Below are 13623 nucleotides of genomic sequence, written 5' to 3'. Positions count from 1 at the left end.
AGTACAAACATGCGTAAGGATTTCCTTGCCGCGCTGCTGCTCAGCGCAACGACCCTGGCCACGGCCGCCCAAGCCGCCGATCTTCGTATCGGCCTGCAGGACGATGCCGATGTGCTGGATCCCGATCAGTCCCGGACCTTTGTCGGCCGTATCGTCTACACCTCGCTGTGCGACAAGCTGGTGGACATCACCCCGGATCTGGAAATCATCCCGCAGCTGGCCACCGGCTGGACCTGGTCTGACGACGGCAAGGTTCTGACCATGGACCTGCGCGAAGGCGTGACCTTCCACGACGGCACGCCCTTTGACGCGGAAGCGGTGAAGGCCAACATCGAGCGCTCGAAGACCCTTCCGGAAAGCCGCCGCAAGAGTGAAGTCAAGTCCATCGAAGGCGTGGAAGTTTCCGGCCCGCTGCAAGTCAAGATCAGCCTCGCCTCGCCGGATGCAACGCTGCTGGCCCAGTTTGCCGACCGCGCCGGCATGATGGTTTCACCCACCGCCGCAGAAGCCGCCGGGGCCGACTTCGGCAATAACCCGGTCTGTTCCGGCCCGTTCAAGTTCGTTGAACGCGTCCAGCAGGACCGCATTGTTCTGTCCAAGTTCGACGGCTACTGGAACAAGGATGCCATCAACTTCGACACAGTCACGTTCCTGCCGATCCCCGATACAACCGTGCGTCTCGCCAACCTGCGCTCCGGCGATATCGACATGCTTGAACGCCTTGCTGCAACCGACGTCGCCTCGGTAAAGGGTGATGCCAACCTCGGCTTCGCGGAAGCCGTCAGCCTTGGCTACCAGGGCATCACGGTGAACCTCAACAACGGCGAGAAGGGTGACAACCCGTTCGGCAACGATCCGAAGATCCGCCAGGCCTTCAGCCTTTCGCTCGACCGTGACGCGATCAACCAGGTTGTCTTCGAAGGCGCCTTTGCACCCGGCAATCAGCCGTTCCCGCCGACCAGCCCCTGGTACGACAAGGACTATCCGGTTCCGGCACGGGATGTCGAAAAGGCAAAGGCCCTGCTGAAGGAAGCCGGTTATGACAGCCTCGACGTCGAAGTGCAGGTGGCCAACAACCCCGTGCAGACGCAAATGATGCAGGTTGTTCAGTCGATGGCAGCGGAAGCCGGTTTCAACGTCAAACTGAAGTCGATGGAATTCGCCAGCCTGCTGGCGGACCAGTCCGCGGGCAACTACCAGGCAAGCCAGGTGGGCTGGTCGGGCCGTGTCGATCCGGACGGCAACATCCACCAGTTCATGACCTGCAAGGGCGGGATCAACGATTCCAAGGTCTGCATTCCGGAAGTCGACAAGCTGCTGGACGAGGCGCGGCAGAGCAATGACACCGCCACGCGCAAGGCCAAGTATGACGCGGCACGGGATATCCTGATCAACGAATTGCCGATCGTCTATCTCTACCACCCGACCTGGATCTGGGCCCTGTCCGGCAAGCTGGAAGGCTTCACCGCCTATCCTGACGGCATGATCCGCCTCGAGAACGTCAAGTTCAAATAACCAGACGCATGACGGGACCCGGCTCTTGCCGGGTCCCGTTCCAAACGGATTTTGCCTGAATGCTGTCCTACATCGTACGCCGGCTGCTCATCGCCATCCCGACGCTCATTCTGGTCTCGGTCTTCGTGTTCGTGCTGCAGAAACTGCTGCCCGGCGATCCGGCGCTCGTGCTTGCCGGCGAAGAACGCGATCCTGAAGTGCTGGCGTTCATCCGCGAGAAATACCGGCTCAACGACCCGATCCTTTACCAGTATTTTTCCTGGATGAAGGCCATGCTGCAGGGCGATCTCGGCATTTCGCTGCGGACCAACCAGCCGGTGACGCAGCTTATCGCCGACAAGCTGCCGGTCACAATCCAGCTTGCGGTGATGGCGATGGTCATCGCCTTTGCCATTGGCATTCCGGCCGGCATCCTGTCCGCGGTGCGCAAGGGAACCGCCGTGGACTACATCGCCAATTTCGTGGCGCTGTCCGGCCTTTCCATCCCGAATTTCTGGCTCGGCATCATGCTGATCATGCTGGTTTCCGTTCACCTGGGCTGGCTGCCGGCCTCCGGCTATGAATCGCCCTTCGTCGATCCGCTGAAATCACTCCAGACCATGATCATGCCCGCCTTCGTGCTGGGCACGGCACTGGCGGCCACATTGATGCGACACACCCGCTCGGCCATGCTGGGTGTCCTGAAGGCCGACTACGTCCGCACTGCTCGTGCCAAGGGTCTTCGAGAAAACGTGGTCATCCTGAAACACGCGTTCCGCAACGCGCTTCTGCCCATCGTCACCCTGAGCGCCCTGCTTTTCGGCGAATTGCTGGCAGGAGCGGTGCTTACGGAACAGATCTTCACCATTCCGGGCTTCGGCAAGCTGATCGTCGATGCGGTCTTCACTCGCGATTATGCCGTCGTCCAGGGGATCGTCATGTGCACGGCTGCCGGCTTCATCCTGATGAACCTGATTGCCGATGTTCTCTACTTCCTTCTCAACCCGCGCATGAGGAGCAGCCTGTGAGCGCCGTGACCACCGCCGCAGATCCGGCCGAGGAAACCATCCGCCTCGAAAGCCGCGCCTGGAAAAAGCTGAAGGCGAACAAGAGCGCTCTGTTCGGTTTCATCATCGTCGCCTTTTTCATCGGCATAGCGGTTGCCGCGCCGCTGCTGCCCATTGCCGACCCGGCCGCAACCAGCTGGAGCGCCGTGCGCAAGGCGCCTTCCGCGGCCCACTGGCTCGGCACCGACGAGATCGGCCGGGACATTCTCTCGCGCATGATCTGGGGAGCACAGGCTTCGTTGATGGCGGGCGTCGTGTCCGTGCTGATCGCTGTGCTGATCGGCGTGCCCTTTGGTCTTCTGTCAGGCTATTTCGGTGGCTGGATCGACCAGGCGATCTCACGGGTTACCGATGCGCTTCTGGCAACGCCCTTTCTCATTCTGGCAATTGCGCTTGCCGCGTTCCTGGGGCCGAGCCTCAGCAACGCCATGATCGCCATCGGCCTGTCGGCCATGCCGATCTTCGTGCGCCTGACACGCGGCCAGGTGCTGTCGGTCAAGACAGAGGACTATGTCGAAGGGGCCCGGGCCATCGGGCTCAGCCATTTCGCGATCATGTCCCGCTACATCCTGCCCAACGTGTTTGCTCCGGTTCTGGTCCAGGCGACCCTGACAGTCGCCACCGCGATCATCGCCGAAGCGAGCCTTTCCTTCCTCGGCCTCGGCCAGCAACCGCCCGCACCGAGCTGGGGTTCCATGCTGAACGTTGCCAAGAACTTCATGACCCAGGCGCCCTGGATGGCCTGGTGGCCGGGTGCGGCGATCTTCCTGGTCGTTCTCGGTTTCAACCTGCTTGGCGATGGCCTGCGCGACGCTCTCGACCCGCGCGAAAGCTGACCCGTTTTTTAAAACCCAAAGAGTAACTCATGCCGACTTTTACCACCCGCCCCGAAATCACCGGCACCTTCGGTGTCGTCACTTCCACCCACTGGATCGCAAGCGCCGTCGGCATGAGCATCCTGGAAAAAGGCGGCAATGCCTTTGACGCCGCCGTTGCGACCGGGCTTGTGCTGCAGGTTCTTGAGCCGCATTTGAACGGCCCTGCCGGCGATTTGCCGGTGATCTTCCACAAGGCCGGAACCGGCGAAACCAAGGTCGTTTGCGGCCAGGGACCTGCCCCGGCGGGAGCCACCATCGATCATTACAAGGCGGAAGGGCTGGATCTCATTCCGGGCAACGGCCTGCTGTCGACCGTCATTCCGGGTGCCTTCGACGGCTGGATGCTGATGCTGCGCGACCACGGCACATTGAGCCTGCGCGATGTGCTGGAGCCTGCGATCTTTTACGCTGAAAACGGCCAGCCCATGTTGCCGGGTGCAGTGGCGACCATCGGCGGGTTGAAGGACTTCTTCCAGACAGAATGGCCGACGTCCTTCGAGACCTGGGTGCCTGGCGGAAACGTTCCGGAAGCCGGCGAGATGTTCAAAAACCCGGTTCTGGCCCAGACCTGGACCCGGCTCTTGAGCGAAGCGGAAAGCCAATCCGGCCGCGAGAAGCAGATCGACGCGGCACGGGACTGTTTCTATCGCGGCTTCATTGCCGAGGAGATAGCGGCCTTCCTGGAAACCGCCGAGGTGATGGACGGCTCGGGCACCAAGCACAAGGGTGTGCTGACCGCCGACGATCTGGCGACCTGGAGTGCGACTTACGAAGATCCGCTCCTGAGCGACTATCACGACTGGACCGTTGCCAAGACCGGCCCATGGGGACAGGGGCCTGTGCTCCTGCAAGCGCTGGCGCTTCTGAAAGGCTTCGACATCGGCGCGATGGACCCGGCTGGTGCCGACTTCGTCCACCATGTGACCGAAGCCATGAAACTCGCCTATGCGGACCGCGAGGTCTATTACGGCGATCCCGCTTTTGTTGACGTTCCGATGAGCACGCTGCTGTCGGACGACTACAACGATGCGCGGCGCAAACTGATTTCCGACACCGCTTCCTTCGACCTGCGCCCCGGCGTTCTGCCGGGCTTTGAGGATCAGGTCGCTGCCAACATGGCCGTGATCGAGCGCGCAGGCATTGCCAACACGGGTCTTTACGAACCGACGATGGCGCATCTTTCCGAGCGGCGAGGCGACACGGTTCATCTCGACATCATCGACCGCTGGGGCAACATGGTTGCCGCGACCCCGTCCGGCGGCTGGCTGCAATCCTCTCCGATCATTCCCGCGCTCGGCTTCTGCCTGAATTCCCGCGCGCAGATGTTCTGGCTGGAAGACGGCCTGCCGACCAGCCTGGCGCCCGGCAAACGCCCGCGCACCACGCTGACGCCGAGCCTGGCCTTCCATGAAGGGCGACCGGCGATGGTGTTCGGCACACCAGGCGGCGACCAGCAGGACCAGTGGCAGCTTTCCCTGTTCCTGAGGCTGGTGCATCACGGCCTCAACCTGCAGGAAGCGATCGACCTGCCGCTGTTCCACACCACCCACTTCCCGACCTCTTTCCACCCGCGCCAGCGTCAGCCGGGGCACGTGATGGCGGAAGGCAATTTCAGCTCCGAGACAATCAATCTGCTGCGGGCCCGCGGGCATTCGGTGGAAGTTTCCGGCAACTGGACCATTGGCCGGCTGACCGCCGCCAAGCGCAGCGCTGACGGCGTCCTGAAGGCAGCGGCAACCCCGCGCCTGATGCAGGCCTACGCGATCGGCCGATAGACGGCACAACAGCCCCGCCGATGCCTTGCACCTATCGGCACCGGTGGGGCTTTCAACCCTGTGCGAAGAGCTCCTTGAGGGCTTCGGCGTCAATCGCCCGGCAAACCGCACCTGCCGGCCTTGCGGTTGGCGTGTCTTCGGCCGCCAGCATGGCGTTGAGGACAGCTTCCTCGATTGCCTCCACCGCAGCCATGTAGACCGGATCAAGCAGATCGTCGTTCAGCGACACCATGGATTTCCACGGCCCGCTGAGTTGCGGCAGATCCATTTCATTGGCCGTGCTGAAAGCAAGGAAAATGTCGCCGGAGCTGTTGCCGCCCGGCGTTCCGCCCCGGCCAATGCCGATGGTCGCGCGGCGGGCCAGACGGTCGAGCTGGGAAGGCAGCAGCGGCAGATCCGTTGCGATGATCACGATGATCGAGCCACGCTCCGCCTTGAAGCCTGGCAACCGGTCTTCCATCATCTTTTCCCCGACGGGCTGTCCCAGCACCTTGAACCATGGCCGAAGACCGTGGTTCGCCTGCACAAGAACCCCGACCGTGTGGGGCTTGCCACCTGCCTCGATACGGCGTGAGGCGGTGCCCGTTCCTCCCTTGAACTCGTAGCAGATCATGCCCGCACCACCGCCGACATTGCCTTCGGCAGGCGGATTGGATGTCGCGTTTTCGAGGGCTTTTGCCGCGTGTTCCGGCCGCACATGCAGGCCATTGATGTCGTTCAGGACACCGTCATATGTTTCCGCGACAACCGGCATCGCCCAAAGGTGGTTGTTCTCCCAGGCATCGCGATAGGTATCGACCATCCAGCGTACGGCGGCCTCGTGCGCAGCGCCTACGCTGTGCGTATTGGTGATCAGGATCGGGCCGGTGAAATAACCCGCGTCCTTGACCCAGTGACTGCCGGTCATTTCACCATTGCCGTTGAGCGCATGCAGCCCCGCCCACACCGGACGCGGTGTCGATGTCCGCCCCCTGGGCAGGATTGCCGTGACGCCTGTCTGCACGGGAAGGCCGTTGCTCGCGAGCGCAGGTGTCAACCTTGAGGAAAGCGTTTCATAGCCGACAAGCACCCCTTCGACATCGGTAATCGCGTTTTGCGGACCCGGAGTGCCCGGCATGGGAAGTCCCAGGTCGCGAGCACGTTTGGAGTTATGTTTCTGCGTCATTTCTTGCGGGACCGCATGTAGAGGCCAACGGATGCGATGATGAACGAAAACACCAGCATGACCGTGGCAATTGCATTGATTTCCGGTTTGATGCCCCTGCGCAGCATCCCGTAGATGTGAACAGGCAGGGTCGTGGAATCGACGCCGGAGATGAAATAGGTGATCACCAGATCATCCATCGAGATGATGAAGGCGAGCATCGCACCGCCGATGACACCCGGTGCGATCAACGGCAGGGTCACCCGCCGGAATGTTGTCCAGCCATCGGCCCCCAGATCCGCCGATGCCTCTTCCAGGCTGTCGTCCATATCCGCGATGCGGGCGCTGACCACGATGAACACGTAACTGCTGAGGAACGTGCAGTGGCCGATGATGATCGTGTGCAGGCCAAGACCGAAGCCGAAGGACACGAAGAAGATCAACAGTGCGATGCCGAGGATGATGTCGGGCATGATCATCGGCATGAACAGAAGGGCCCGGTAGAAATTCTTGAGGCGGAACCGGAAGCGGGCGACCGCCAGCGCAACCGACGTTCCGAGCACCGTCGACACCGCCGTCGTGACAAGGGCTACCGTCAGGCTGTTCAGGACCGCGTTATAGAGCTGATCGGTTGATTCCACATAAAGCGTCAGCTCGTTCAGTTCCGTCGGGAAGCCGAAGATCGTGCGGTACCAGTCGAAGGTAAACCCCTGCCAGATCATCATGTTGACCGGGTTGGAGTTGAACGAGAACACCGTGATCAACAGGATCGGTACGTAGATGAAGACCAGAAAAAGCCATCCGTAGACCGACAGGAACAGGTTTCGCCAGGAAATCTTGCGTCTCATGCCGCGACCTCCTCTGCGACCTTCGATCCGCCAGAGCGCCGCTCTTCACGGGTAACAATGCGGATGTAGTAGAGAAGCAGGACCAGAACGGCGGCCATCACCATCATTCCGAGCGCCGCTCCGAAGGGCCAGTTGCGCGCCGACAGGAATTGCTGCTCGATCAGATTGCCGATCATGACCACCTTTGCCCCGCCGAGAAGCGACGGCACGATGAAATTCCCGAGGCTCGGGATGAAAACGATGATCGAGCCACCGACGATGCCCGGCAGGGTCATTGGCAGGATCACGCGAAAGAACGTCTGAAGCCGGTTGGCACCCAGGTCCTGCGAGGCTTCAATCAGGCTGTGGTCCAGCTTTTCGATGCTGGCATAGAGCGGCAGGAACATGAACGGCACGAAAACATAGACCATGCCGATAACCACCGCCGTGCCTGTGAAGATGATTTCCAGCGGCTCATCGATCAGTCCGAGGCCCATCAGCGCCTGGTTGAAGAAACCGGTCGGCCTCAGGATCAGGACCCACGCGAACAGACGCACGATCAGGCTGATGAAGAAAGGCAGCGTGATCAGGAAGATGACCAGGTTTTTCATCCTGTCCGACATCCGCGACACCCAGAAAGCGACCGGGTAACAGAGGATGAGGCTGAGCAAAACAGTGGTTGCCGCCAGTTTCACCGACCGCAGAAAGATCTCGATATAGACCGGATCGAAGCGCTCGTACTTGGTGTCGGCCCAGCCCAGGATGCGGCCGTAGTTCAGGTGAAAGAATTTCCATTCAACGCCGCCATAAAGACCCGGTGTGAGCCAGGAATAGACGATCATGATGGTGAGCGGCCCGAGGAAGAAGATCGCGAGAAAGGCGGACGGTGGCAGCAAGAGGCCAAACAGCGTCAGCTTTCTCCTGTTTTCCAGTGTGTTGTGCCCCTTGCTCATGCCGGAGCTCCATTTCCAGGAATGAGGTGCACGGCATCATGCGGCACGAACAGCGAAGTCCGTTCGCCGATGGTGTGATGCGACGTGCCAGGTCTCGCCCGAAGCGATGCCCTGACCGGCGGCAACCCCTGGCAAGAAAGAACAAGACGGTAATCGGTTCCGGCGAAAAAGCTCTCGCTGACCGTGCCCGAGATTTCGTGTCCCGCCCGCTCGCCAGAACCGCTTTGCCCCAGGTCCGCCAGAAGGTTTTCCGGCCGGATCAACACCTTAGCCGGATCGCCCCGCTTCAGGCCGTTTACCGGACAATCGCGTATGACGGTACCATCGGTCAGAACGACGTCGCAACGCGCACCGGCAACCGAAACCACTGTCGCGTCCAGGAGGTTGCTTTCGCCGATAAAGCGGGCAACGAATTCGTTCGCCGGACGTCGGTAGAGCTCTTCAGGCGCATCCAGTTGCTGGATGTTGCCGCCGTTCAGCACCGCGATCCGGTCCGACATAACCAGCGCTTCTTCCTGATCGTGGGTGACGAAGATGAACGAGATGCCAAGTTCGTGCTGCAGGGTCTTCAGCTCCTGCTGCATCTTGTGGCGCAGGTTCTTGTCGAGTGCCGACAGAGGTTCATCCAGCAGAAGAATTTTTGGCCGCGCCACAAGCGAACGGGCAAGGGCCACCCGCTGTTGCTGTCCACCGGAAAGCTGGCCGATCTTGCGCGCGCCCATTCCGGCAAGGCCGACAAGCTCAAGCATGCTGCCGACACGCTGTCTGATTTCCGCTTTCGCGACGCCTCTAACTTCGAGGCTGTAGGCAACGTTCCGGTGCACCGACAGGTGCGGGAACAGGGCATATCTTTGAAAGACGGTGTTGACCGGTCGTTTGTGTGCCGGCTGATCCGATACCGGTTGGCCGTCTATGTAGATCTCGCCACCGTCGAGATCCTCAAACCCGCTGACCGCCCTCAGCAAGGTGGTCTTGCCGCAGCCCGACGGGCCAAGCAGCGTCAGAAACTCGTTGTGAGCCACTGTCAGGGACACATTGGCCAGTGCCCGGATGACGCCACCTTCCGGAGCCTGAAAGCTCTTGGAGGCGCTTTCGATCCTCAAAATTCCTTGCATTCTACCCCCCTCGGAACGTCAGGCGACATGCGCGGCCCGGGGCCGCGCAGTCTGAACGGGACGGTCGTCCGCATCCGCACTCATTGTGCCGTTTTGATGCGCGTCCATTCACTGTTGTAAAGCTGCAGGTCGCGGCCGAGGTCCACGAAGATCTGCAGCTTTTCCATCACGTCCTGAGGCGGGTAGATGCTTTCGTTGTTGGCAATTTCCGGCGGCAGGAGCTCCCGGGCCGGCAGGTTGGGGGTGCCATTCAGCTGCTGCTGTACGTTCAACGCGGAAATTTCCGGCTGAAGATAGAATTGCAGGAACTTCTTTGCGTTGTCCTTGTTCGGTGCGCTGGCAAGGACGCAGATATCCTCCTGGTACATGGTCGCGCCTTCCTCCGGGATGACGTAGGCGAGCACGTCCGGAGCCTGCTGCACGAAAATGTTCGCACCGACATACCAGTGTGCCGCCGCCACATCGCCAGACTGGACCAGCGGAATGCTGTCGTAGGTAAAGGCGGTGACGTTCTTCTTGCGCTCCAGAATGTAATCTGCCGCGGCCTTGATCTCGGCTTCATCGGTGGAATTGACCGACGTGCCGTTCATGATGTGACCGATGCCGATGGTCTCGCGCAGATCGTCGAGAAGGATGATCTTCTCGCCCTTGTCAGCCAGGGCGAAGAAATCCTTCCAGCCGGTCATTTCGGCCACTTTCTGCTTGTTGTAGGCGATGCCGACTGTGCCCCAGGCATACGGCAGACAGTATTCCGCGTCCGGATCTGTCTTCGCGCGGATGAACTGCGGGTCGATGTTCTTGAAAGCCGGATCGCTGCCGATGCCGGTCTTTTCCAGCAAACCAAGCTGGAACATGATGTCGTGCATATGGACCGACGGGAACACGATATCGTAACCGGTGGCGCCGGCCTGGATCTTCGCAAGCATTTCCTCGTTGGAGCCATAGGTGTCCAGGTTGACCTTGATCCCCGTCTCCTCGGTAAATCTGGTCAGAACCTGCGGATTTATGTAGTCGCCCCAGTTGTAGAGATTCAGTTCTTCCTCGGCCTGCGCAGCACTGGCAACAGCCACCAGTGCCGCTGCGCCAAGTGTTGCCTTGGCAACTCTCTTCAGCGTGTTGTTAGTCATGGAACCCTCTGGTTTGCTGCCACGTTTCTGGGAGGTGAACGGGCTTGCGTCCAAAAGGAGATTGAATTATGACATTTCTGTCAAATGTTATTTTTCTGTCATTTTGGGAGCTGAAATGGAAGCCGGCTTCTCCTCCTTCCCTCAGGCGAAATTCGATGAATTCATCAAACGCTTGCAGGATGAAACACCCAAACTCCCCAAGCAGGAGGCTCGGCTTGCGCAGTTTGTCAGCCTGAATATTTCATCTCTCGGACTGGAAACCGGAAAATCTCTCGCGGAAAAGGCGGGGGTTTCAGAGGTCACTGTCGGAAGGTTGCTGCGCCGGCTCGGATGCGACGGCATGAAGGGGCTGAAGCAGCTGCTGCGCGAACATTATTCGGTCACCACGGCCTCCTTCGTCACCGACGGGGACATCCCTTTGCGGTTCGTCGAGACGCTGGAAGCCGAGGTCCAGGGACTGACCAACGTCTTCAACCAGACGCAAGGCGATAACTGGGACGAGGTCATCCGACTGGTTTCGGCTTCCGAGACGATTTACGCAACGGGATTTCAGTCGATCCGGGGAACAGTGGAGGATTTCGCCCGCCGGATGGCGCTCGCGCGAAAGAATGTCCATTTCCTGTCCGCCCATGACGGCATGCTGGGCGAGTGGCTTGATCACGGTCCGGAAACGGCCGCCACAACGTGCCTTATCCTGGTGGACGTCGTGCCCTATGCGTCGGAATCGCTGAAGCTCGCCCGGCTGGCAAAGAGCCAGGGCCGATCAGTGATTGTGGTTTCGGACGAATATTGCCACTGGAGTAGGGAGATCGCCGATGCCGCCGTCTATGCGCCTTCCAGAACCGGCCTCTTCCTGGAATCGACAATCGGGATCGTTGCCGCGCTCAGCCTGATGGTCGACATTGCAGCCAGGGCCAACGAGACGACCTCGAGTCACCGCCTGGTGCAATGGAAGGCGAATTCGAAGAAGCTCGGACTGTTCTAGCCTAGGGTCAGAACGTCGGCGGCGTACAGGCGCTGACAACGACACAGCGGCCGTTTCGCAGTGCCTTGAACCTGTGTGGGATCGAACTCTTGAAGAGGTAGGCATCTCCAGGTCCGAGGACCTTTCTTTGCTCGCCGACGGTAACTTCAAGCCGTCCCTCAATGACGATACCGGCTTCCTCGCCCTCGTGGCTGAGCATGACCCGCCCTGTATCCGCACCCGCTTCATAAACTTCGTAAAGCATCTGCAGCTCGTGGCCGAAGAGGCTGTTGCCGACTTGCCTGTAGGAAATGTTGCCCTTGCCGATTTCGGTCAGCTCATCGACGCCGAAAAACACCTGCTCCTGCCGCTCCGGCTCATAGGCGAAAAACTCCGAAAGACCGATCGGTATACCGTCCAGAACACGTTTCAGCGCGCTCAGGGAGGTGTTGATCTTGGCCGCTTCCAGCTGGGAAATGAAACCGTTGGTGACACCGGCCCGTTTGGCCAATTCCCGCTGTGAATAGCCATGCGCTTCCCGGATCGCCCGCAGGCGCAATCCGACGTCGCGTGAGAAGTCATCGGTGTTTAGTGTGTTTATCATCCTAAACAGTTTCCCATTCAAAATGCGTCTTTTCAATACCTTGATGCCTGCAAGAAACAGACTATTCGGCTTGTCAAAATCAGTGCTTTCTAGTGCGATCGACCGAGGAGGCGCACATGAACATCGTCAACAACAACACAGATATTCGATCCAACCAGCCGCTTGACGCTTACTGGATGCCGTTTACCGCGAACCGGCAGTTCAAGCAGTCTCCACGCATGCTGGTCTCGGCCAAGGGCATGCATTACCGCAGCGACGACGGCCGCAGCATTCTCGACGGCACTGCGGGCCTCTGGTGCTGCAATGCCGGACACGGTTACGAAGAGATCACCAATGCGGTCACGCGTCAGCTGTCCGAACTGGACTACGCGCCCTCCTTCCAGATGGGCCATCCGATTGCCTTCGAATTTGCCGAACGTCTGAAGTCGGTTGCGCCGGAAGGCTTCAACCATGTCTTCTTCACCGGGTCTGGATCTGAATCCGTCGACACGGCCCTGAAGATGGCGCTCGCCTATCATCGCGCCAGGGGGGACGCTTCCCGAACCCGGTTGATCGGGCGGGAACGCGGCTATCACGGTGTGGGCTTCGGCGGCATTTCCGTTGGAGGTATTGTCAACAATCGCCGCCATTTCGGGTCGCTCCTGACCGGTGTCGATCACTTGCCGCACACCCATGCTCCCGAACACAACAGCTTCAGCAAGGGCCAGCCGGAGTGGGGCGCGCATCTTGCCGACGACCTGGAACGGATCGTCGCGCTACATGGTGCAGAGACAATCGCGGCCGTTATCGTCGAACCAGTCGCCGGTTCCACCGGTGTCCTGATCCCGCCCAAGGGATATCTGGAACGACTGCGTGCGATCTGCGACCGTCACGGTATCCTGTTGATATTCGATGAGGTCATCACCGGTTTCGGACGCCTTGGCACCCCTTTCGCATCCGATTTCTTCGGCGTGAAACCGGATCTCTTTACCACTGCCAAGGGTCTTACCAACGGCGTCATTCCGATGGGAGCGGTCTTCGCGCAAAACGCGATCTATGAAGCCTTCATGGGCGGGCCGGCCGAGACAATCGAACTCTTCCACGGCTATACCTATTCTGGTCACCCGGTTGCCTGCGCTGCCGGCCTTGCCACGCTCAATATCTACGAAAAACATAAGCTTCTGACCCGTGGTTCGGAGATTTCAAACGCCTGGGAAGACCGTATCCATACGCTCAAGAGCGCAAAACACGTCAAGGACATTCGTACTGTTGGCGTCATTGCCGGCATTGAACTCAACTCCCGCGAGGACGCGCCCGGAAAACGTGCTTATGAGGTTTTCGTCAAATGCTTCGAGGCGGGCTTGCTGATCCGCGTGACTGGCGACATCATCGCTCTTTCGCCTCCATTGATTGTAGAAGAAGGCATGATTGACGAGATGGTGGAAACGCTGGGACAGGTTCTCTCCGAAACGGCCTAGGTTTCCGGTCTTCCGCCCAGCCCCCTTCATAATGGCAACAAAATACCCCGGTCAGTTTTTTCTGCCGGGGTTTGATATTGTTTCGGTATTTGGCTTTGAGCGTTTTTTGGCCTTGGGCGTCGGGCATAGCGCTTTTTGTGGGAGCGCTGGTCAGTTTAAAATCTGTATCCGTTACCGAATACGACAAAGGCCGCCCTTTTTGGGCGGCCTTTTGTTTA

General features: G+C 59.8%; 13 protein-coding genes. 7 read left to right on the top strand and 6 right to left on the bottom strand.

Annotated features, from left to right (window positions below; translation table 11 throughout):
* Positions 1–9 precede the first annotated feature (9 nt).
* The 4 genes from J7447_RS15495 to J7447_RS15480 are packed head-to-tail and all read left to right on the top strand — an operon-like array spanning position 10 to position 5214.
* Positions 10–1515, top strand: a complete 1506-nt coding sequence (locus J7447_RS15495; protein ID WP_022999323.1) for an ABC transporter substrate-binding protein — start codon at positions 10–12, stop codon at positions 1513–1515.
* A 59-nt stretch (positions 1516–1574) separates the two neighbouring features.
* Positions 1575–2522: an ABC transporter permease gene (locus J7447_RS15490; RefSeq protein ID WP_075284666.1), complete on the top strand. Its 948-nt coding sequence runs from the start codon at positions 1575–1577 to the stop codon at positions 2520–2522.
* 5 nt (positions 2523–2527) lie between these two features.
* The gene (locus tag J7447_RS15485; protein WP_075284669.1) at positions 2528–3397 is read left to right on the top strand and encodes an ABC transporter permease; all 870 of its coding nucleotides are present in this window, start codon (positions 2528–2530) and stop codon (positions 3395–3397) included.
* Between the two features lie 29 nt (positions 3398–3426).
* A complete protein-coding gene (locus J7447_RS15480; protein ID WP_209170167.1) occupies positions 3427–5214 on the top strand; it encodes a gamma-glutamyltransferase family protein in 1788 nt (595 codons plus the stop codon).
* Between the two features lie 52 nt (positions 5215–5266).
* Here the strand turns inward: J7447_RS15480 and J7447_RS15475 are convergent, their stop codons facing one another.
* The 5 genes from J7447_RS15475 to J7447_RS15455 form a co-directional block, all read right to left on the bottom strand.
* Positions 5267–6331: a P1 family peptidase gene (locus J7447_RS15475; RefSeq protein ID WP_286189196.1), complete on the bottom strand. Its 1065-nt coding sequence runs from the start codon at positions 6329–6331 to the stop codon at positions 5267–5269.
* A 44-nt stretch (positions 6332–6375) separates the two neighbouring features.
* Positions 6376–7206 carry an ABC transporter permease gene (locus J7447_RS15470; RefSeq protein ID WP_077291274.1) on the bottom strand — a complete coding sequence of 277 codons (831 nt, stop codon included), beginning with the start codon at positions 7204–7206 and terminating at the stop codon, positions 6376–6378.
* On the bottom strand, positions 7203–8138 hold the full coding sequence (locus J7447_RS15465) for an ABC transporter permease (protein ID WP_209170165.1): 936 nt from the start codon (positions 8136–8138) through the stop codon (positions 7203–7205). The genes J7447_RS15470 and J7447_RS15465 overlap by 4 nt, the downstream gene beginning before the upstream one ends.
* Positions 8135–9253, bottom strand: a complete 1119-nt coding sequence (locus J7447_RS15460) for an ABC transporter ATP-binding protein (protein ID WP_209170164.1) — start codon at positions 9251–9253, stop codon at positions 8135–8137. Before J7447_RS15460 ends, J7447_RS15465 begins: the two co-directional genes overlap by 4 nt.
* An 80-nt stretch (positions 9254–9333) precedes the next feature.
* Positions 9334–10380, bottom strand: a complete 1047-nt coding sequence (locus J7447_RS15455) for a spermidine/putrescine ABC transporter substrate-binding protein (RefSeq protein WP_077291277.1) — start codon at positions 10378–10380, stop codon at positions 9334–9336.
* Between the two features lie 115 nt (positions 10381–10495).
* Between J7447_RS15455 and J7447_RS15450 the strand changes: the two genes are divergently transcribed.
* Positions 10496–11365 (top strand): MurR/RpiR family transcriptional regulator, encoded by an 870-nt coding sequence (locus J7447_RS15450; RefSeq protein ID WP_209170163.1) that lies wholly within the window; start codon positions 10496–10498, stop codon positions 11363–11365.
* A 7-nt stretch (positions 11366–11372) separates the two neighbouring features.
* Here the strand turns inward: J7447_RS15450 and J7447_RS15445 are convergent, their stop codons facing one another.
* Positions 11373–11948, bottom strand: coding sequence for a cupin domain-containing protein (locus tag J7447_RS15445; RefSeq protein ID WP_022999333.1), 576 nt, complete (start codon positions 11946–11948; stop codon positions 11373–11375).
* 116 nt (positions 11949–12064) lie between these two features.
* Here J7447_RS15445 and J7447_RS15440 point away from each other — a divergent pair, with 116 nt between their 5' ends.
* A complete protein-coding gene (locus J7447_RS15440) occupies positions 12065–13405 on the top strand; it encodes an aspartate aminotransferase family protein (RefSeq protein WP_209170162.1) in 1341 nt (446 codons plus the stop codon).
* A 31-nt stretch (positions 13406–13436) separates the two neighbouring features.
* On the top strand, positions 13437–13623 hold a 187-nt coding region (locus J7447_RS15435; RefSeq protein WP_209170161.1), incomplete at its 3' end, for a hypothetical protein.

The organism is Labrenzia sp. R5_0 (assembly GCF_017743835.1).
GTDB classification, from domain to species: Bacteria; Pseudomonadota; Alphaproteobacteria; order Rhizobiales; family Stappiaceae; genus Roseibium; species Roseibium algicola.
The sequence above is the reverse complement of the archived record's forward strand: the minus strand, read 5'-3'. Positions and strand labels throughout refer to the sequence as shown.